The 19,702-nt window shown below is 58.3% G+C and carries 19 protein-coding genes; 15 read left to right on the forward strand and 4 right to left on the reverse strand.

The genetic code is table 11. The features are described from left to right. Positions 1–149: 149 nt before the first annotated feature. Entirely contained in the window at positions 150–1,298 is a 1,149-nt protein-coding gene (locus tag HKN37_10635) for a galactokinase (GenBank protein ID NNE47104.1), read from the reverse strand. Between the two features lie 291 nt (positions 1,299–1,589). Here HKN37_10635 and HKN37_10640 point away from each other — a divergent pair, with 291 nt between their 5' ends. From HKN37_10640 to HKN37_10655, 4 genes are all read left to right on the forward strand, one after another. Next, complete coding sequence (locus HKN37_10640; protein ID NNE47105.1) at positions 1,590–3,611, forward strand: ABC-F family ATP-binding cassette domain-containing protein; 2,022 nt, start codon at positions 1,590–1,592, stop codon at positions 3,609–3,611. 25 nt (positions 3,612–3,636) lie between these two features. Continuing rightward, on the forward strand, positions 3,637–4,161 hold the full coding sequence (gene folK / locus HKN37_10645) for a 2-amino-4-hydroxy-6-hydroxymethyldihydropteridine diphosphokinase (GenBank protein ID NNE47106.1): 525 nt from the start codon (positions 3,637–3,639) through the stop codon (positions 4,159–4,161). 99 nt (positions 4,162–4,260) lie between these two features. Beyond that, the gene (locus tag HKN37_10650) at positions 4,261–4,917 is read left to right on the forward strand and encodes a deoxynucleoside kinase (GenBank protein ID NNE47107.1); all 657 of its coding nucleotides are present in this window, start codon (positions 4,261–4,263) and stop codon (positions 4,915–4,917) included. A 12-nt stretch (positions 4,918–4,929) separates the two neighbouring features. Next, on the forward strand, positions 4,930–5,145 hold the full coding sequence (locus tag HKN37_10655) for a hypothetical protein (GenBank protein ID NNE47108.1): 216 nt from the start codon (positions 4,930–4,932) through the stop codon (positions 5,143–5,145). 54 nt (positions 5,146–5,199) lie between these two features. On the opposite strand, the gene HKN37_10660 is transcribed toward HKN37_10655, so the two are convergent. Beyond that, entirely contained in the window at positions 5,200–5,874 is a 675-nt protein-coding gene (locus HKN37_10660; GenBank protein ID NNE47109.1) for an energy transducer TonB, read from the reverse strand. A gap of 481 nt (positions 5,875–6,355) precedes the next feature. Between HKN37_10660 and carA the strand changes: the two genes are divergently transcribed. Beyond that, positions 6,356–7,516, forward strand: a complete 1,161-nt coding sequence (gene carA, locus HKN37_10665) for a glutamine-hydrolyzing carbamoyl-phosphate synthase small subunit (GenBank protein NNE47110.1) — start codon at positions 6,356–6,358, stop codon at positions 7,514–7,516. Positions 7,517–7,518: 2 nt separating this feature from the next. Then, positions 7,519–10,746, forward strand: a complete 3,228-nt coding sequence (gene carB, locus HKN37_10670; protein ID NNE47111.1) for a carbamoyl-phosphate synthase (glutamine-hydrolyzing) large subunit — start codon at positions 7,519–7,521, stop codon at positions 10,744–10,746. Between the two features lie 18 nt (positions 10,747–10,764). On the opposite strand, the gene mtaB is transcribed toward carB, so the two are convergent. Continuing rightward, positions 10,765–12,093 (reverse strand): tRNA (N(6)-L-threonylcarbamoyladenosine(37)-C(2))-methylthiotransferase MtaB, encoded by a 1,329-nt coding sequence (gene mtaB / locus HKN37_10675; GenBank protein ID NNE47112.1) that lies wholly within the window; start codon positions 12,091–12,093, stop codon positions 10,765–10,767. 119 nt (positions 12,094–12,212) lie between these two features. Here mtaB and HKN37_10680 point away from each other — a divergent pair, with 119 nt between their 5' ends. From HKN37_10680 to HKN37_10700, 5 genes are all read left to right on the forward strand, one after another. Then, a complete protein-coding gene (locus HKN37_10680) occupies positions 12,213–12,893 on the forward strand; it encodes a phosphatidylserine decarboxylase family protein (GenBank protein ID NNE47113.1) in 681 nt (226 codons plus the stop codon). A gap of 38 nt (positions 12,894–12,931) precedes the next feature. Next, positions 12,932–13,837 (forward strand): CDP-diacylglycerol--serine O-phosphatidyltransferase, encoded by a 906-nt coding sequence (pssA, locus tag HKN37_10685; protein ID NNE47114.1) that lies wholly within the window; start codon positions 12,932–12,934, stop codon positions 13,835–13,837. Positions 13,838–13,855: 18 nt separating this feature from the next. Next, positions 13,856–14,122, forward strand: coding sequence for a phosphoribosylformylglycinamidine synthase subunit PurS (gene purS / locus HKN37_10690; GenBank protein NNE47115.1), 267 nt, complete (start codon positions 13,856–13,858; stop codon positions 14,120–14,122). Between the two features lie 61 nt (positions 14,123–14,183). After that, entirely contained in the window at positions 14,184–14,465 is a 282-nt protein-coding gene (locus HKN37_10695) for an ATP-dependent Clp protease adaptor ClpS (GenBank protein ID NNE47116.1), read from the forward strand. Positions 14,466–14,482: 17 nt separating this feature from the next. Beyond that, positions 14,483–15,124, forward strand: coding sequence for a YigZ family protein (locus tag HKN37_10700; protein NNE47117.1), 642 nt, complete (start codon positions 14,483–14,485; stop codon positions 15,122–15,124). 161 nt (positions 15,125–15,285) lie between these two features. Here the strand turns inward: HKN37_10700 and rnhA are convergent, their stop codons facing one another. Beyond that, entirely contained in the window at positions 15,286–15,729 is a 444-nt protein-coding gene (gene rnhA / locus HKN37_10705; protein ID NNE47118.1) for a ribonuclease HI, read from the reverse strand. A gap of 109 nt (positions 15,730–15,838) precedes the next feature. On the opposite strand from rnhA, the gene obgE reads away from it, so the two are divergent. The 4 genes from obgE to HKN37_10725 all read left to right on the forward strand — a co-directional run bounded on the left by obgE (position 15,839) and on the right by HKN37_10725 (position 19,686). Further along, positions 15,839–16,864, forward strand: a complete 1,026-nt coding sequence (gene obgE, locus HKN37_10710) for a GTPase ObgE (protein ID NNE47119.1) — start codon at positions 15,839–15,841, stop codon at positions 16,862–16,864. Continuing rightward, positions 16,861–17,964, forward strand: a complete 1,104-nt coding sequence (gene dprA, locus HKN37_10715) for a DNA-protecting protein DprA (GenBank protein NNE47120.1) — start codon at positions 16,861–16,863, stop codon at positions 17,962–17,964. Before obgE ends, dprA begins: the two co-directional genes overlap by 4 nt. 42 nt (positions 17,965–18,006) lie before the next feature. Continuing rightward, positions 18,007–19,080 (forward strand): RluA family pseudouridine synthase, encoded by a 1,074-nt coding sequence (locus tag HKN37_10720; GenBank protein ID NNE47121.1) that lies wholly within the window; start codon positions 18,007–18,009, stop codon positions 19,078–19,080. 120 nt (positions 19,081–19,200) lie between these two features. Continuing rightward, positions 19,201–19,686 (forward strand): PTS sugar transporter subunit IIA, encoded by a 486-nt coding sequence (locus HKN37_10725; GenBank protein ID NNE47122.1) that lies wholly within the window; start codon positions 19,201–19,203, stop codon positions 19,684–19,686. Positions 19,687–19,702: the final 16 nt, after the last annotated feature.

The following is a 19,702-nucleotide window of genomic DNA, read 5'->3' on the forward strand; positions in this document are numbered from 1 at the left end:
GCTCGATCCTCATGAATCAGCGCCCACACCGAACCGCCAAAGCCGGCGCCGAAGGCCGACGCCGCGACGGCACCCTGGTCACGGGCTGAGCGCACGAGCAATATGGTCTCGTCTGTTTGATTATGCAGGAGACTTTCCGCGAGCTGCTGTTACCGATCGACAAGTTCTGTGAATCGATCCAAGTGATGCTCTTCAAGCGCATCGACGGCTGCGGGCAAAATCAGATTGTTTTCGTGGTGAAAGTGGTCAAGCCGGTCGGTTAGCTGGCGCACGGTGTACCGGTCGGACGGACACTCGCGGATGGCCAGGGCGACTTCTGTCCGCGAATAACCGGGAATCGCGCTTATGGCGCCCAAGTGCGCTTCGTCCCGGTCCATGGCCAGCCTCCAGGCCGCAGCCACGGCCGCCGTGCTGTCGGAGAGGTAGTTGTAGCGGTCGAGGACCGCTCCGGTTTTCGCTGCGTGTCTACCGCAAAAGCCCACTGCGAACACGTGATGCTCCGGAATCGCGACCGCTTCGTGAAATCGGACAGGCGAATACGAGTACCACTTCATCAATCCGGTCTGAGAACAGAGGATCGCGGTGTGATCTTCGCTTCCGCCGAACGTTCCCACGCCGGTATCGCCCCGAAGCGTCAGATAGGGAAGTCCGTTTTCAACAGCGCCTAGGTATTGGGCGAGATCCTCCGTTCGATCAAACAGGCTTGAGAACCGCTCGAGATTGCCGAGATTGTTGGCCCGGATGACAGAAAGGGCAATCGCGATCGTAAGCGCGCTGGAGCTGCTCATCCCGGATGCCCTCGGCAAGTTGCTCGAGAACGCGATGTCCACGCCTGTCTGTACGTCGGGAAAGTCTCGCGACAGGCGCCGACACACGACGACCGCGTAATCGGACCAGTGCCCGGGCCGATTCTCTTCGGTTGGGGTGATCGTAATCTCACAAGATTCTCCGGTCGCGACATCCGTGACGGTCACACGGTTGTCCTCTCGCGGAATCGCAACAACAGAAATGCCTCGCTGAAGTGCGCAGATCAGGCTCCCCCCGCCGGCATAGTCAGTGTGCTTGCCCAGCACTTCGATGCGCCCCGGAACGAAGCCCGCAAAAGCCGACAGAGAGCCGTGACCACTCTCCAGGAAGTGTGCCGCGCAGCGCTTAAGGTGTGTTGCTGCCAGGCCGCTCGCTTCTCCGTTCAGACCTCGGGATTCCAGCGCGCCGGTTACGGCGTCGATCCGTGTGAGTTGATCCAGAGGCACCAGATCGCCCTTCGTCAGTTCGTCGATGTGACGGTATTCATACATGGTTCGCCCCGCCTCAGATCAACTTCGCCGTGTTCTGGATCCGCTCGTCGCGTGTGTACAGTCTCGAATATATTTGTTGGTGCGTTCCGACGCCAAGCCGCGGACGAACTGGCCTGATAATCGCCTTTCAAACTGGACAGGGGAGCGCACGAGAGCGGCCGCCGAGCGGACCGCGCTGCTCTGTCACAGTGAAGGAAGTGGTGGTGTCGAGGTCTGCTCTGTTTTTTGCCACGGCAACCCACGCCGCTCCACGTCGTTGACGTGCCTGAGAACGTCTTCGGTCGCATTCCAATGATTCAGATTCACAACGTCTCCATCGCGTTTGGCGGCAACTCGATCCTTCGCCGGCTTACGTGGACGATTCGAGCCGGCCAGCGCATAGGGCTTATCGGGCCGAACGGCGCAGGCAAGACGACCATCCTTCGGCTCATCACGGGAAGCCTGGTTCCGGACGAAGGGACGATCTCGGCCTCAGGCGACGCGACCATCGGCTATCTCGAACAGGACGTTCAGGAAATGGATGAGGAGCGCTCAGTCGTCGACGAGGCGATGACGGCGTTTTCAGAGGCCCTGTCGCTGCAGGAACGGGAAGATGAAATTATCCGTCAACTGAGTAACGAAGACGATCATGAGTCCCCGCACTACGTCAGGCTCCTGGAGGCTCAGGCGAACATCCACACCGACCTGGTGCGCCATGAGATCCATCTGATCCGCCCGAAGACGGAGGCGGTTCTGACGGGACTCGGGTTCGATCCGGACGATCTCGACCGGGCCGTTAAGACGTTCTCCGGTGGGTGGCGCATGCGCGTGGCCCTTGCGCGTCTTCTGCTTCGGCGTCCGCAGTTCCTGTTGCTCGACGAGCCGACGAACCATCTGGATATCGACAGCATCGACTGGCTGGAAGGTTACCTGAAGTCGTACCCGGGCACGGTCATCATTGTATCACACGACCGGTATTTCCTGGATCGGATGGTCACGGTAATCGCCGAATTGTCGTACGGCAAAGTCACGGAATATCACGGCAACTACGCCTACTATCTCGGCGAGAGAGACAAGCGCCGTGAGCTTCAGCAGTCGGCGTACGAGAATCAGCAAAAGCAGATCGCAGACACGAAGAGGTTTATCGAGCGATTTCGTTACAAGGCTTCCAAAGCGACGCAGGTGCAAAGCAGAGTCAAGACGCTGGAGAAGCTTGATCTCATTGAACCACCGGAGTCGGATGCCTCTTCGATCAGGTTCCGCTTTCCGGAGCCGACACGATCGGGACGCTCCGTGCTAAGCCTTTCGAAATTCTCGAAGACATACCAGAGTCCGGAGGGTCCGGTCGACGTATTTCAGGACGCCGGTCCGCTCGTAATAGAACGTGGTGAGAAGATCGCGATCATCGGGAAGAACGGTGCCGGCAAATCGACACTGGCGCGGATGCTGTATGGCACGGAGTCGTTCGACGGTGAGAGGGTTCCGGGCTACAAAGTTGAAACGACCTTCTTCGCGCAGCACCAGGCCGACAGTCTTGCGCCCGAGCACACTGTGCTCGAATCTCTGCAGGCGGTGGCTACCGGCCAGTCGGAAACGGAGATCAGAAGCTTGCTGGGAGCGTTCCTCTTTTCCGGGGATGACGTGTTCAAGACTGTGAACGTGCTCTCGGGAGGCGAGAAGAGCCGCGTAGCCCTCGCACGAACGCTTCTGACCCCGGCCAACTTCCTGATTCTCGATGAGCCGACCAATCACCTTGATATTCAGTCGATCAACGTACTGATCGAGGCCCTGCGGCAGTATAGCGGGACGTTCGTGATTGTCTCACACGACCGTCACTTCGTCGATCAGGTGGTCAATCGGATCTGGCGACTGGGAGACGGCACCGTGCGGTCATTCATCGGCGACTACTCCGAGTATGTCTGGCAGACTCAACACGGGACTGCCCGTGATTTCGTCAATGGAGATGCCGGTGGTGGCACGCGTGAAGCCGTGGAAGCCGTTCCGGCGCGATCCGGTGGCCCGAAAACACGAGAGCAAAAGAGGGCAGAGGCGGAAGCCCGAAAGGATCGATCTCGAAAGGCACAGCTTTCGGATGAAGCGGACCTGACTGAGCTCTCGCAACCACAACTCACTCGATTGTATCAGACTATCGAGACTTCGATTCTGGCTGCTGAGAAGAGGCAGCGGGCGCTTGAAGCCGACCTGAGCAAACCCGACATCTATTCCGATCCCGACAGCGCCAGGGCGACCACGAGCGAGTACGAATCCGTTCAGGGCGAGCTCAGCCGCCTGTACGAGCGATGGGAGCAGCTCGCCACATTGTTGACAGATTGATCGCTGCATCCGCCCTTCGAAACCGATGGAAGTTACCGCATTCATAGGCCTGGGGTCGAACATCGAGCCCCGCGTGCGCATGATGATTTCGGCACTTCATCACCTCTCGCATTCGCCTGGCGTCACAGTCGAACGAGTTTCGAGCGTGTTTCAGTCGGCAGCACATACGATCGATGGGTCCCTGCAACCGGACTACCTGAATGCCGCTGCCATGGTACGTACGAACCTGACCGCGGAAGCGCTGCTGGCCCGATGTCTGGAGATCGAGAAGTTGCTCGGGCGAGATCGGGCGCTGGATGAGAAATGGAGCTCGCGGCGCATCGACCTTGACATCCTGTTGTATTCGGCCTCTGTTATCGATAGGCCTGAGCTCAGGGTTCCACACCCGAAGCTGTCAGAGCGCCTGTTTGTTCTGTTGCCGCTGGCCGACCTCATCCCCGCCGACGAGCATCACGAGGCGCTGCACACGACGCTTGGCGACCTCATTGACCGGTGCCCCGACCGGGGTCCAACGACCAAAACGGTCGTCGACCTCGGTAATTACAAATAGGTCATCGTAGTATCTTACACGTGGCTTCTGTCCTCACCTCACGCGCATTCCATGTCAACCGATTCGCATGAAACCCGTTCGAAGGGTGAAATCCCCTCGATGTTCGAGAGTATGCGGTACATCGTTATCGAGGGTGTGATCGGTGTCGGGAAGACCTCGCTTGCCCGAATACTTGCGCAGAAATTCAAGGCCATGCTGGTCCTCGAGGAGTTCGAACAGAATCCCTTCCTGGAACGATTCTACGGGGATCGTCCCCGCTGGGCGTTCCAGACGCAGTTGAGCTTTCTGGCCAGCCGCTTCCGGCAGCAGCAGCTACTTATGAAGCCGGATCTCTTCCACTCGTTTGTCGTGGCCGACTACGCGTTTGACAAGGATCGGATATTTGCGCATCTGAACCTTGACGGCGACGAGCGCCAGCTGTACGAAACGATGTTCAAGCTCATGCAGTCCTCGACGCCGGTTCCGGATCTGGTCGTGTACCTCCAGTCGACTCCGCAACGGCTGATGAGCAACATCAGGCTTCGGGCTCGATCGTTCGAAAAGACCATGGATCCCGAATACATCACGTCTCTCAACGATGCGTACAACTACTACTTCTTCCGGTACGTCAAGAGTCCTCTTCTGATCGTCAATACGGAGAAGATCGACTTTGTAAACAATCTGGACGATCTGGAACAGCTTGTGGATCAGATTCGCAATCTCCGGCATCCGGGAACAACTTATTTCAATCCCGTTCCATCCGCGACGTTGTTTTAGAAGGGCTGCGCGATGTTCAAGTTTTTTCTCATCCTGCTGCTGGCCTATTTGCTTTTTCGTGCCGGTCGAAACCTGCTTCTGGCGGCTGTGAAGGATGGCATGGTTCCGGGGGACGATCGCCGGCGAACCGTGGATCCGGGTGCGAACAGGCCGACGGACCGGTCGACGGACCGTGCAACGGTGCCTCGTGTCGACGTTGAGGATGCGGTGTGGGAAGACCTGCCCTGACTTGAGGTGCGGGGCGACTGCGTAGCACGACATGCCGAACCTCGGGGTCGCCTGCTATACTCCGAAGCTGAACCTCAACGTCTTGTATCCGCGTACGGTCTCGCCTCCGAATCGCGCTGGCCTGAACATGCAGCGTCTAGCCGCATCGATAGCTGACTCCTCAAGGCCGTAGCCCAGCTCGCCCACGGCAAGGCGTTCTTCGTCCTTTCCAAGCAGGAACCTCTCGAGCACGCGTGCACTGTTGACGCGTCCTCTTTCATCGACGAGGACCTCCACCACGACCTCCGCGCGAATCTTCTTCCGCTGGGCTTCCCGCGTATACTCGGGTTCGACAATCCGAACCGGCCTGGGTTCGATCAGGTCCGGAAGTCCCGATGCCGCTGCCTCCGGGATGTCCGGACTCACCCCGTCGTCTTCGCTGAACGCGAGGAAGTCATCCGGCAGGTCGAGCACGAGATCGTCGTCGATCTCTTCATCTGACACTACGACATCGAGAATGGGAGGCGGCGGTGGCGGCTTCTCAGCTCGCTGCCGCGTCTGAACGATCTCCTCGATCTCGATCGTTTCCTGTCCGGCCGACCGGTAGTCGGGTCGGGTGTTGTCGTCGGGGTTGGGGAGAGGCCACAGGTTGACAAGGCCGCCGGCAAACAGCAATGCTGCGGCAAGGCACGCCTGCGCGCGTATCGCGTAGCCCGCTTTCAGGTCGGTATGACGACGTCGGGAGGCCACAATGAGGCCCTGCTTCTTCGGAAATAGTACCTGTGGGACTGAAAGATGCCGTTCATACGTCGAGAACGCACCATTATCTGCCTTAACGGCTCTTGGGGCACTCTGTTCTGCCCTTCAACCGATCTCGGCGGGCAGCTCGTAGCATCAGATGGCGGGCCGGGTGGCCACACGGTGGGGCGGGATGCGAAAGATAAATGAAGGCTTATCTTGCGATCCTGATCTCCTTGCCCGGTTCCTTGCTGCGGGGCTATTTTAGCGCTCGCCCGAACTGACAGGAACCGACAGGTACTGACTGGAATGGTACGGCCGACGGACAGGTCGACCCCGGCGGTGAGGACGGGCCAACGCTGTTCTGACAATACAAGATCGACAAGCAATCTTGCTGGTAGCGCCTACAGCCGCGAAGCGGCCTTCTTGACCTTCTCGATGATTTCGGGAAGGTTTTTTTGTGTATTCAGATTACGCTTTTACCCCGTGTGCAATGACTGACGGAATAGCGGTCCAGGAACCAGACGTTAACACCAGCCCGGCGGCCACAGGAACGGCGCTGAAACTCGTGCTCGAAGATGGTACGGAGATGAGCGGTGACTCCTTCGGCGCCCCGGGCATCGTTGCCGGCGAAGTGGTCTTCAACACGGGCATGACCGGTTATGTTGAGACGCTCACGGACCCGTCCTACAAAGGGCAGATACTCCTGATGACGTATCCGCTCGTCGGGAACTACGGCGTGCCGCCGAAGCGAGCATCGGGGACGATCGATTTGCCGTACGAGTCGGATCAGATTCAGGTGCAGGGACTGATCGTCCAGAATTACGTTGACGCGAGCTCTCACCATGCGGCCGATCGCACGCTGGCAGAATGGCTCAGGCAGGACGGCGTACCGGCCATTCAGGGGATAGACACCCGGACGCTGACCCGGAGGCTCCGCGAGCACGGCACGATGCGCGGATGGCTGATGCCCGTCGGAACCGAGCTCGACCATGCAAAAAGGAACGCCGCATCAATCGACATGAGAAGTGAGGTGTTCCGTGCGGTGGCGGGATCAGAGCCGGTCACCTACGAAGGCGGTGACCTTCGAATTCTGGCCGTCGATGTCGGCATCAAGGACAACATCATTCGATCGCTCCTGACCCGGGGAGCAACCGTCGTGCGAGCTCCGTGGCACGCGGATCTGGCTCCGCTCGCCGAATCCTCGCACGGCATGGTCATTGGCAACGGGCCGGGCGACCCAAAGGACCTGTCGACGCTCATCGAGCAGATTCGCGGTCTACTGGGCCGCTACGACCGGCCGATCTTCGGGATCTGCCTGGGCAATCAGATTCTGACGCTCGCGGCGGGAGGCGACACGTACAAACTTCCCTACGGTCACCGCAGTGTCAACCAGCCGGTCCAGGACTTGCTGACTCGTCGATGCTATATCACCAGTCAAAACCACGGGTACGCCGTGCAGGACGACGCCCTGCCACCCGACTGGGAGCCCTGGTTCGTGAACATCAACGACGGCACGAACGAAGGCGTCCGTTCACGAAGGCATCCGTACTTCAGCGTCCAGTTCCACCCCGAGGCGAATCCCGGGCCCAAGGACACCGGCTTTTTGTTTGACGATTTTCTCCGGCTCGTAGCAGCCACAGCCCACCGATAAACATGTACGGCGCCTACATCCCCCGTAAGCCAAAGCGAGTTCTTGTCCTCGGATCGGGAGCGCTCCAGATCGGACAGGCCGGCGAATTTGACTATTCAGGCTCCCAGGCGATCAAAGCGCTGAAGGAGGAAGGGATCAAGACCGTCCTGGTCAATCCAAACATTGCGACGATCCAGACAAGCGAGGAGCTGGCCGACAGAATCTACCTCGTGGCCGTGACGCCGGACTTCGTCGAGCGCATCATCGTCAAGGAAGAGGTCGACGCGATCATGCTTTCGTTCGGTGGGCAGACGGCACTCAACTGCGGGCTCGAGCTCTACGACAGTGGCGTGCTTGCGAAGTATGGAGTTCAGGTGCTGGGGACGCCGGTGGAGTCGATCCGGGACACCGAAGACCGGGAGCTCTTCATCAACCGGCTCGAGGAGATCGACGTCAGGACGGCGCGCAGCAAGGCGTGCCGAACGCCGGATGAGGTGAGAGCGGCGGCCGACGAGATTGGCCTGCCCGTAATGTTGCGTGGTGCATTCGCACTGGGCGGAAAGGGAAGTGGCATTGTTTACGACAATGACGAGCTTAACGAGGCAATCCGACGAGCATTTTCGGGAGATCAGGTTCAGGTCCTCGTGGAGGAGTGTCTCAGCGGGTGGAAGGAGATCGAGTATGAGGTCGTGCGCGACGCGCGCGACAGTTGCATCACCGTCTGCAACATGGAGAACTTCGATCCCATGGGGATTCACACCGGTGACTCCATCGTGATTGCACCTTCGCAGACACTGAACGATGAGGAGTACCACTTCCTGCGCGAGATAGCGATCCGAACCGTTCGCCACCTCGGAATCGTTGGCGAATGCAATATCCAGTACGCCCTCGATCCCGACAGCCTCGAGTACCGCGTCATTGAGGTCAATGCCCGGTTGTCCAGATCGAGTGCGCTCGCCAGCAAAGCGACCGGCTATCCACTGGCCTACGTTGCGGCAAAACTGGGGATCGGGTACACACTTCCAGAGATTCCGAACAGCATCACTCGCAGGACAACGTCGTTCTTCGAACCCGCACTTGACTACATCGTGTGCAAGGTGCCGCGTTGGGATCTGACCAAGTTCCAGGGTGCAGCCATGGGCATCGGGAGCGAGATGAAAAGCGTCGGAGAGGTAATGGCCATCGGGCGAACCTTTCCCGAAGTGATTCAAAAGTCACTTCGGATGCTCGACATCGGAGTCAACGGCCTGGACCCCGAGCAGTACGAATTCGATGACATCTACGCATCACTGAAGAAGGCCACGACGCACAGGGTGTTCGCGGTGGCGCGTGCCTTTCTGCAGGGAGTCCCGCTCGACGAGATCCACGAACTGACGCGCATCGATCCGTGGTTTCTCGGACAGATAGAGGCCATCGTGAAGATGCACGTCCGACTTCGGGAGAATGGCATTCCACTTTCCCAGACTCTTCTTCGTGACGCAAAGAAACTTGGCTTTAGCGATGACGCGATTGAGTCGCTGGTCGGAGGATCGTCGGGAGCCATTCGACAGGCGAGGCGCGAATTCGGGATCGCTCCGCACACAGCCCAGATTGATACGCTCGCTGCAGAGTTTCCGGCGGACACGAATTACCTGTACAGCACGTATCACGCGCAGTTCTCTGACGTGACTCCTTCCTGGCGGAAGAAGATTCTGGTTCTGGGGTCTGGGACGTATCGAATCGGATCGAGCGTCGAATTCGACTGGTGCTGCGTCAACGCGGTTCAGGCTGCTGCGGAGGCGGGCTTTGAGACCATCATGCTCAACTACAACCCGGAGACAGTTAGCACGGACTACGATATCTGTGACCGACTCTTCTTCGATGAGATCACGTTTGAGTCGGTGATGGATATTTGCGAACGAGAGAAGCCGGAAGGTGTGATCGTGAGTATGGGAGGTCAGATTCCCAACAATCTCGCAATCCAATTACATCGTGCCGGTATCAAGATCCTTGGAACGAGTCCGGAAAATATTGATCGGGCGGAAGACCGCAACAAGTTCAGCGCCTTGCTCGACGACCTGGGTGTTGATCAGCCGCTCTGGATGAGTCTCACCGATGCGAGTGATGCAGATACGATTGTTGATCGACTGGGCGGATTTCCAGTTCTCGTTCGCCCCAGCTACGTGTTAAGCGGTGCGGCGATGAGTGTCGCACACGAGCCTAGGGAATTGAATCGAATCCTGTCGCGCGCATCGGCAATCAATCCGGACTATCCGGTGGTCGTCTCGAAGTTCGAGACCCACGCCCGCGAAATTGAGATTGACGCGGTGGCTGACGACGGGGAGATCGTTCTCTGGGCGGTCAGCGAGCACATCGAGGATGCTGGTGTCCATAGTGGGGACGCCACACTCGTTCTTCCTCCGCAAACGCTGTACATCGGAACCATTCGGCGGATTCGTCAGATCGCCGCATCGATCGCGAAGGCACTGCAGATCACCGGACCATTCAACATGCAGTTTCTTGCGAAACACCGGGCGGTGAAGGTGATCGAGTGTAATCTTCGTGCGTCGAGGAGTTTTCCGTTTGTCTCCAAGGTTACCGGGACAAACTTTGCCGCGGAGGCGACGCGGCGCATGCTTGGAATCAGGAGGAAAGTGGAGAACGAGACCCTGTCACTTGACTACGTGGGCGTCAAGGTTCCCATGTTCTCGTTCTCGCGAATCGTCGGCGCCGATCCGATGCTTGGCGTGGAGATGACGAGCACGGGCGAAGTGGGCTGTCTGGGCGGGGACCTGAATGAAGCGTTGCTTCATGGCCTACTCGCGACTGGCTTCAAGTTTCCGAAGGCGGGCGTCCTCCTGTCACTGGGTCCGATAGCAGAGAAATACAGCTTCATTGATGAGGCCAAACTCATCGTGGATGAGCTGGGCCTTCCGGTATACGCCACGATAGGAACGGCCGAGCGCCTGGACGAAGTGGGTATCGAATGTACCGCTGTCGAGAAAGGACCGGGCAACGGAACGAGTGCACTCGATCTGATTGACGACGGACGTGTTGATCTTGTGATCAACATCCCGAGGGAGTACGACGAGCAGGGCAGGCCGGACGGTTACCTGATCCGCCGACGTGCAGTGGATGCCGGAATCCCGCTGCTCACCGACCTGAAACTTGCGGGCGCCGTTGTCGAGGCACTTAGATCGCGTCGGCCCGAAGATCTCGGAGTTGTTGCGTGGGGCGATTATCTGGAGCGGCAGACGGTTCCTCTTGACTGATCGGCTGTCGTCGACAGGCTAGGTGAGACTCACAAACGCCGGATCTGTCGATTCCACCGTCACCGATCCGTCTTCTGCAATTCCAGCAAGCCCGACGTTCTCAACGACGCCCACGGTAACGTCCTCAACAGGTGCCCGTACCCGGATGTAGTTGTCGGTGAAGCCGAAAGCATACCCGTCACTCACCTTGCTTTCCCACAGTACGTCCCCTCGCGTGCCGATGTGCTGCTTGTAGAAGGCGTGCTTCTTCTGCTCAGATAGTACGCGGAGCACGCGGTTTCGCCGCGAACGTTCGTGTCGGGGAATCGGCGACGCAGAGCCGCTGTCCACTTCCTCCACGGCGGTGGTACCGGTTCGCTCCGAGTAGGTGAATACATGGAGGTACGACACCGGCAGGTCGGCAATGAACTCGGTTGTGTTGCGAAAACGCTCGTCCGTTTCATCCGGGAAGCCGACAATGACGTCGACCCCGATCCCGGCATCAGGCATTATCTGCTTGATGCGCTCCACGCGCTCGAGATAGACCTGCCGTCGGTACCGGCGTCGCATTTTGCCCAGGACAAAATCGTCACCACTTTGCAGCGGCAGATGAAAATGCGGCACGAAACGGCGGGAGCCGGCAACAAAGTCGATGATGCGATCGGTCAACAGGTTGGGCTCGATCGAAGAAATCCGATATCGCTCCACACCATCGACGCCGTCAAGCTCTTGCAGAAGATCGAGCAGCGACGTTCCCGTATCGTTGCCATACAGCCCGATGTTGACACCACTTAGCACGATCTCGACGAAGCCCTGCGATGCGATTTCCCTGGCCTGTGCGAGAGAGTCTGCGATGGTCTGACTTCGACTTCTTCCCCGGGCCATCGGTATCGTGCAAAATGAACAGGTGTAGTCACAACCGTCCTGAATCTTAAGGAAAGCCCGCGTCCGTTCGCCCGCAGAATACGCGGGCCCAAAGGTCGTGACATCGTCGATGCAGGACACACGAACCTGTGTCTCTTCCGTCCTGGAAAACGACTCGAGCAGATCAAATAGGCGGTGCTTCTCGGCCGTGCCGAGTACCGCATCGACACCGGGGATGTCAGCGACCTCGTCCGGACGCAGCTGGGCGTAGCAGCCAGTCACAATCACAAAAGAATCCTTACTGGAACGCACCGCCTTGCGGATCATCTGTCGGCACTTGCGATCAGCCTCGTCGGTGACCGTACACGTGTTGAGCACTGTGACGTCGGCCTGCGATCCGAAGGGTACAATCGTGAACTGTCGCTGCTCGAACTGGCGGGCGATCATCCCCGTCTCGGCGAAATTCAGCTTGCAGCCGAGCGTATGAAAGGCAACGGTGGACACGGTCGATATCGGGCTGTCAGATTCGCTGGAATAGCGATGGCAGGGCGTAGGGAGACTGCGGCAGTGCTACTCGGAGCGTATCTTTCGGTTTCGTCACACTCACCCGCTGCACTTCGCCCATGATCGCACCCGAAGGGTACGGAATCGTTGGAATATCCATCGTAATCGGCGTTGTTCTGGTCGCAGCAGGGATGTTGGTGGCGTCGCCCTGGAGGTGGATTCTGGTTGGCGTCGCCCTGCTGGTCGTTGCCTTCACGCTGTTCTTCTTTCGGGATCCTGAGCGCACGATCCCGGTCCAGGCGACGGAAGGGCGGGTGCTCCTTGCTCCGGCGGACGGCAAGGTGGTGGTTGTTCGCGAAGTCGAGTTTGAGCCCCTGTATCTTAAAAGCCCTGCACGACAGGTATCAATCTTCCTGTCACCGCTGAATGTGCACGTAAACCGGGTTCCGACGAACGGTGTCGTTGAGTACGACAACTACGTCTCCGGAGATTACCTCGTGGCGTGGCATCCGAAGGCCAGCGAACAGAATGAGCGCTCACAACTCGGCATCCGTCACCCATCCGGCATGCCGGTCCTGTTCAAACAGATAGCGGGTGCCGTGGCGCGCCGTGTAGTTTATCACATTGGCGTCGGCGACACCGTACGTGCGGGAGAGCGCTTTGGGATCGTTAAATTCGGTTCACGGATGGACATCCTGGTTCCGATGTCGGTGGAGATCACTGTGACTGAAGGCGACCGGGTTCGGGGCGGCGAGACCATCATTGCAAATCTGCCCTTCACGCAAGACGGGGGGCCGTGAACTCCTGATTCGCGAATACGGATCTGAATGTCAGCACGATGGGAAAGCGTAGAGCAAATACACATTCCAAGAACCCGCCCGGACGGAAGCAGCGGATCCTTAAGCGCCGAATCGCGGCGTTTCGTGAAGCTCAGGCCGGCCGTAGTCGACGTCAGATCCCGCGGGCGGCTGTGCCGTCGTTCTTTACGCTGATGAACCTGTTCAGCGGGTTCATGGCGCTGACCCAAATACTCGAGGGGCGATTTGAGCAGGCCTGCTGGCTCATCGTCCTCGCCGGGTTCTTTGACGTGCTGGACGGAATGATGGCCCGTCTGACGGACGGGGAAAGTCTCTTCGGAATAGAACTTGACTCGCTGAGTGATATTGTTTCGTTCGGCGTCGCGCCCGCGTATCTCGTCTATGCGTTCGGTCTGAATGAATTCGGGATGCTGGGCCTGGCGGTTTCGTCCCTGCCTGCCATCTGTGGTGCGGTGCGTCTGGCGCGCTTTAATGTGCAGTTCGAAGGCATCAAAAAGGACTATTTTGTCGGACTTCCAATTCCCGTCCAGGCGGCCTGCATCGTCGCGTTGATACTTAATGTGGGCAGCGCGGACTGGTTCAGTGAACTGAGTCCCAGCAATCTCAGCCTGCTGATGCCTATTGTCGTCGTCCTGTCGGGGTTGATGATATCGAACATTAAGTTCGACGCGATGCCCAAGCCGACGCCCGACTTTATTCGTTCGAACCGTGCAAAGGCCGCAGCCTATCTGGTCGGGCTCGTGCTGATCATAGTCCTGCAACAGATCGGCCTGCTGATTTCCCTGATAGCATATCTCGCCCACGCAGTGGGGCGGGCCGTGCGCAACGTCTTTCGGGCTGTCATGGTCGAGCCCGAATCCGGCAATGGTGTTGCCGGGAGGGTCGGCGAAACAGACCAGTCCCGAAATGACAGTCCCGTTCCGTAACAGCGAGATATTAGATACATGTACAAAGCGAGTGTTCAAATAACACTGCGGTCATCTATCCTCGACCCGCAGGGTAAGGCCACACAGCATGCCCTTCATAACCTCGGATACTCTGACGTCGATCGTGTACGCATCGGTAAGCACATCGAGATGTGGATTGATGTGGCCGAAAAAGCCGAGGCGGAACGAATCGCTCACGCCGCCTGCAAGGAGCTGCTGTCGAATCAGGTGATGGAGGACTACGAAATCTCGATTGAAAAGGATCACGCAGGTGCGACCCGCTGAATCTGTCGACGCCATGGCCGCGTTGCTTCAGGAATCTCTGGAGATCCGGGGCGCACGGGAGATGCCCGCCCCGCAGAAAGAAGTCATTACCGATGTTCTCGAGGAAGAGCGTCTGGACAATCCCTGGAGAGTGATCCTGTTCAACGATGACATTCATACGTTTGATGAAGTAATCTATCAAGTGACAAAGGCAACAGGTTGCAGCGCAAAGGATGCGGAAAATATCGCATGGACCGTCCATCTTGAGGGCAAGGCCTGCGCATTCGAGGGTAGCTTTGAGGAATGCTTTCGTGTTCAGGGGGTGCTGCGAGAGATTCAGTTGGTCACAGAGATCGAGGGCTAGACTGCACCCGGGCGTAAATGAAGGACATCTACGTGACGGTTAAGAGCCGTGGATCGGCCGAGGTCAAAGTTCGCGGCTCCCGATTCCTCGGCGTTGCCGTAGCGGTGACGTCTGAATCGGATGTGCAGGACACGCTCCATTCGGTACGCAAGTCCTATCACGATGCGCGGCACCACTGCTTCGGATACCGTCTGGGAGCGAGCGCGTCGATATTTCGATCGAACGACGATGGCGAGCCGGGTGGGACGGCAGGACCTCCCATCCTGCAGCAGATAGAGGCTCGTGACCTTACGAACACACTTGTGGTCGTGACGAGGTACTTCGGTGGTACAAAGCTTGGCCGGGGCGGACTCGCACGCGCATACGGCGATGCGGCTGGATTCGCGCTCGACGACGCCGGAACCATCGAGCACACCATCCTGCGGAGCCATCGAGTACGCTTCGACTACGACGATACCGCACGAGCCATGCGCGTGATTGAAGCGATGGGCGGCCGAGTCGTGAAGGCGGACTATCTGAATTCTACGTCGCTCGTGGTCGAGGTTCGGGCCTCGGCATCAGATACGTTTCAGGCCAGATTTGTAGAGGAGCTGGCCGGGCGAGGTGAGATCCGGGTCCTTGACGAACGGGACGACGAGGCTGAATCTCGATTCGATTGATCTGTTTAAGTCAGATCACAGTATGTGGTTCGGAAGGGTCGACAATTACGAACCTGTGCACGTCATACAATGCTGGCGGCTGAAACCGTCGCGCTCGCCGGTGATTTGAGTCGGTGCGGTCCCGAGCGCTATCGGGCATGACCGCTCGCGTGGCTACGGGGTCAGGCGTTCTGTCCCATTCTCATTGCCTCAACCGCGAGTCCATCAACCCTGTTGTTCGTCGGATCGTCCGCATGCCCTTTTACTTTGATCCAGTCGACGCGATGGTCCTTCATGTGCTCCAGCAGCTGCAACCACAGGTCCTTGTTCTCGACGGGCTTCTTGCCGGACGTCTTCCAACCGTTCGTCTGCCAGCGATCAATCCAGCCGTCCAGAAACGCACGGGAGAGGTAGGCGCTGTCGGTGTGAATGGACACGTGCACCGGCTCCTTCAGAGCCGCCAGCGCTTCTACGGCGGCACGCATTTCCATCCGGTTGTTGGTCGTTTGCGGCTCGAAGCCAGAAATGACTCGCTCGTGTGCACCGTATCTTAGGACGGCTGCCCAGCCACCCGGGCCGGGATTGCCGCTGCAGGCTCCGTCCGTATAAACGATGATGTGCTTCAAGCGGAAAAGGTGAGATCGGCCACGGCATCACTGAACGTAAGATAGCCGCCTCCAGTAGACAAAGGCACGACTACTTCCATTACTACTTTCAATCGTGTCTGGTGGTTCGATGAAGTTTGTTGACTATGTGACGATTGCGGTTCGAAGCGGCAAAGGCGGCGCAGGAGCAGTGGCCTTTCGGAGGGAGAAATACGTTCCGAAGGGCGGACCGGACGGAGGGGACGGGGGGGATGGCGGATCGGTAATTCTTGTCGCTGATCCGCAGTTGTACACGCTGCTCGATCTGCGCTATAACCGTCACCACTTCGCGGAGAACGGCCGGCCGGGCGAAGGATCGAATAAGAAGGGCAAGGATGGGGAGGATATCGTTCTGCGTGTTCCCGTCGGCACGCTGGTGCGAAATACGGAAAGCGATATCGTGATCGAGGAGCTACTGGAAGCGGACGACCGTCTTGTACTCGCCCGCGGAGGCCGAGGCGGAAAAGGCAATACGCATTTCAAGTCGTCGACGCGCAGGGCTCCACGCTATGCGCAGCCGGGAGAAGAGGGCGAGGAGCTGGATGTGATACTGGAGCTCAAGCTCCTTGCCGACGTAGGCCTCGTGGGATTTCCAAATGCCGGCAAGAGCACCCTAGTCTCGGCCGTGTCTGCTGCCAGGCCCAAGGTCGCGGACTACCCGTTCACCACGCTCGCACCGTCACTCGGGGTCGTTTACGTCGATGAGTACGCATCGTTTGTCATCGCCGACATCCCGGGAATAATTGAGGGAGCACACGCGGGCAAAGGTCTTGGCACACGATTTCTAAAACACATTGAACGAAACGCGTTATTACTGTTCGTAATTCCCATCGACGCCGAAGACGTAGCCGGACAGTACAACACATTGCTGGACGAACTCGAAAGCCACGACGCACTCCTGCTGCAGAAGCCGCGTATGCTCGCGCTATCGAAAACCGATCTCTTGTCTGGCGAGACCGACGATTCGTACATCAAGGAGTTGAGAGCAACGCTGCCATCCGACATCGATGTGTTACCGATCAGTGCAGTCACAGGTGCCGGCATGACTGAACTGAAGTACGCCCTGTGGGATCGTGTGAAGTCAGGTCGCGAGCATCTAGCCGGCGGTGACGATTGAGCCTCAGCGATCACGAGAAAGAGGCTTTGATCGCACTGTCGCTCGTTCGCGGTCTGGGACCCGGCCGAATCCGATCCCTGATCGACGCGTGTGGATCGGCTCGGGCAGTCTTTGCCGCTGATCCCGGACGACTGAGAGCCATTCGTGGAATCGGATCGAAGATATGCGGGGAGATCCGCCAATTGGACCGAGCTGCACAGGTTCGTCGCCAGCTGAACCTTGCGCGCAACGTAGGCGCGCGGGCGCTAGCACCCGGACAGGCCGGCTATCCACCGCTTCTCAAAGAGACATACGATCCGCCGCCCGTGCTCTGGCATCGTGGCGCGGAAGATCTGACGTATGACTTTCCCATCGCCATCGTTGGAACCAGAAGACCGACTGTTGCCGGCCGACGTAATGCGTACAATCTTGCTCGGTCGCTCGGCGAGAGAGGATGGACGATTGTGAGCGGACTTGCATACGGCATTGATGCGGCCGCACATCGCGGTGCGCTTGATGCAGGTGGGGCGACCGTGGCCATTCTTGGTTGCGGGGCAGACGTCGTTTACCCGGTGGCAAACAGGCGGCTGTTCGACCGGATAGTCGAGCGAGGCGCAATACTCTCAGAATTCCCGATGGGCGAGAAACCAGAAGCAACAAATTTCCCGCGGCGCAATCGATTGATCAGCGGAATGTCGAAAGGAGTTGTGGTTGTTGAAGCGTTTGAGAAAGGAGGCGGACTTATTACGGCGAGATTTGCACTGGATCAGAACCGGGATGTCTTCGCGTTTCCAGGTCCGGCAGAGTCGGTAGCGAGTGCGGGTTCAAATCGACTCATCCAGGCTGGAGAAGCAAAATTGATCCTGAACGCCGACGATGTTGAAATCGAGTTCGACACGCGTAATTTGACGACAGGAAGAAGCGTGGTGCACGGGCAAGACAACCGAGCGCAGGATGACGACCCCATAGTGGGGATCCTTTCGGCGGATCCGCAGCATATCGATGCAATCTGTGTTGCTACGGGGCTGCATCCGGCGGAGGTTCAGATTCGCCTGCTGCGGCTGGAGATGAACGGTGCGGTGTCCCGGTTGCCGGGCAAGCGATTCTATCTCAGGCGTTGAGACCACGCGCCTGGTCCTCGTGAACAAAGCAGACAGGTGGACATGTCCGAATCAGACCACGTGGAAACGGAAGTGGTGGTGGAGGTGCCCACGGGATATCGTGAGTCCGCAAGGCTGGATGTCTATCTCACGCGATTCATTCTGAATGCGACCAGGACGAAAGTCCAACGAGGCATTAAAGAGGGTCGCGTGACGATCAACGGCGATCCTGTTACCCGTGTATCGCACCCGGTACAAGCGGGGGATCGCATTGTCTGCAAGGTCCTGAGATCACCCCCGATAGTCGCGATTCCGCAAGACATTCCACTCGACATTGTCTTCGAGGACGAGTGGCTTATCATCGTCGACAAGCCTGCGGGAATGGTAGTCCATCCGGCATACGGCAATCGAGACGGGACGCTGGTCAACGCGCTTCTATTTCACGTGGGTGCGGAGGCCGTATCTGTCGACGATCTCGTCGATGAAGAGGACGACGACGCCGATACAGGCCTGTCAGTCGTCAACGCGATACCTGCACATCCCACGGACCCATCAATTAGACCGGGAATCGTTCACCGCCTGGACAAGGATACGAGTGGGTTGCTGGTTGTGGCGAAGGACGATGTTACCCACGCTCACCTGGCACGACAGTTCAGCGACAGGACAATCGAGCGTGAGTACACGGGTCTGGTCTGGGGCGTACCATCAGAACGCACTGGCCGAATCGACAAACCTGTGGGACGTGATCGTCGAGATAGAAAGAAGATGGCTGTAGTGTCCCGGGGCGGAAAGTCTGCCGCGACCAATTTCGAGGTGGTGCGCTCTTTTCCGGATTCGTCAGTGGTCAAGTTCCGTCTTGAATCGGGCCGGACTCATCAGATCCGTGTGCACGCGGCCCACATCGGACACCCCATACTAGGAGACTCCACATACGGCGGACGAGACCTCAAGAGGAAGAATCTGACGAAGTCGCGACGGGCGTTCTATGCTAACATTCTGAAACGCTTGCCACGACAGGCACTGCATGCACGGTCACTGGGCTTCATTCATCCACGAACGGAAGAGAGATGTCAATTCACGAGCGAACCTCCGACCGATATCAGAGAGGCGATTGAACGGCTGGGGCGTGCATCCTGAGCGGAGCGGTCGCGAGTCGTATATTTGGCCCCCAGGTGCCTCAAACGTCGGTCCTGGGCACGAACATCTCGCCTCACTGATCGTTCTAATTAGCTTAGACGATAAATCGCAAGAAGGAAGATGCTCCAGGTGGAGACCGAAATAACCAAACTGCTCCGTCCCGGCTCGATCTGCGTCGGTCTGCGGGGAGCAACGAAGGACGAAATCCTCGAGTCCATGCTGGATACGCTCGAGGGTCATCCTGCCGTGATCGACCTGGAGAAGGTTCGAGAAGACGTCGCCTCTCGTGAGAAGATCATGTCGACGGGTGTTGGTCAGGGTCTCGGTCTGCCACACGCAAAGACGGCAGGCGTCACGGAAACGATGGCGGTTTTTGCCGTGACAGAGGAGCCTATTGAGTTTCGGGCCATCGACGACGAGCCTGTGCGACTCCTCTTCATGCTCCTTGGACCGGAGACCTCCCGTTCGCAGCATATCAAGGTCCTGAGTCGGATCTCGCGCCTCATGAATCGACACCAGATTCGCGATGCGTTGCTCGCTGCCCGAAGCCCGGACGAGGTTGTCGAGATTCTCTCGGACGGCGAACTCGACTTGATGGATCGCTAGAAGCGCAACGACAGTT

It is taken from the genome of Rhodothermales bacterium (assembly GCA_013002345.1).
Taxonomy (GTDB): domain Bacteria; phylum Bacteroidota; class Rhodothermia; order Rhodothermales; family JABDKH01; genus JABDKH01.

What these genes read in the sequence shown, in the direction of transcription:
- HKN37_10635 (NNE47104.1), bottom strand. Translation starts at nt 1,298, where the DNA reads ATGTATGAATACCGTCACATCGACGAACTGACGAAGGGCGATCTGGTG.
- HKN37_10640 (NNE47105.1), top strand. Translation starts at nt 1,590, where the DNA reads ATGATTCAGATTCACAACGTCTCCATCGCGTTTGGCGGCAACTCGATC.
- folK (NNE47106.1), top strand. Translation starts at nt 3,637, where the DNA reads ATGGAAGTTACCGCATTCATAGGCCTGGGGTCGAACATCGAGCCCCGC.
- HKN37_10650 (NNE47107.1), top strand. Translation starts at nt 4,261, where the DNA reads ATGTTCGAGAGTATGCGGTACATCGTTATCGAGGGTGTGATCGGTGTC.
- HKN37_10655 (NNE47108.1), top strand. Translation starts at nt 4,930, where the DNA reads ATGTTCAAGTTTTTTCTCATCCTGCTGCTGGCCTATTTGCTTTTTCGT.
- carA (NNE47110.1), top strand. Translation starts at nt 6,356, where the DNA reads ATGACTGACGGAATAGCGGTCCAGGAACCAGACGTTAACACCAGCCCG.
- carB (NNE47111.1), top strand. Translation starts at nt 7,519, where the DNA reads ATGTACGGCGCCTACATCCCCCGTAAGCCAAAGCGAGTTCTTGTCCTC.
- HKN37_10680 (NNE47113.1), top strand. Translation starts at nt 12,213, where the DNA reads ATGATCGCACCCGAAGGGTACGGAATCGTTGGAATATCCATCGTAATC.
- pssA (NNE47114.1), top strand. Translation starts at nt 12,932, where the DNA reads ATGGGAAAGCGTAGAGCAAATACACATTCCAAGAACCCGCCCGGACGG.
- purS (NNE47115.1), top strand. Translation starts at nt 13,856, where the DNA reads ATGTACAAAGCGAGTGTTCAAATAACACTGCGGTCATCTATCCTCGAC.
- HKN37_10695 (NNE47116.1), top strand. Translation starts at nt 14,184, where the DNA reads ATGCCCGCCCCGCAGAAAGAAGTCATTACCGATGTTCTCGAGGAAGAG.
- HKN37_10700 (NNE47117.1), top strand. Translation starts at nt 14,483, where the DNA reads ATGAAGGACATCTACGTGACGGTTAAGAGCCGTGGATCGGCCGAGGTC.
- obgE (NNE47119.1), top strand. Translation starts at nt 15,839, where the DNA reads ATGAAGTTTGTTGACTATGTGACGATTGCGGTTCGAAGCGGCAAAGGC.
- HKN37_10720 (NNE47121.1), top strand. Translation starts at nt 18,007, where the DNA reads ATGTCCGAATCAGACCACGTGGAAACGGAAGTGGTGGTGGAGGTGCCC.
- HKN37_10725 (NNE47122.1), top strand. Translation starts at nt 19,201, where the DNA reads ATGCTCCAGGTGGAGACCGAAATAACCAAACTGCTCCGTCCCGGCTCG.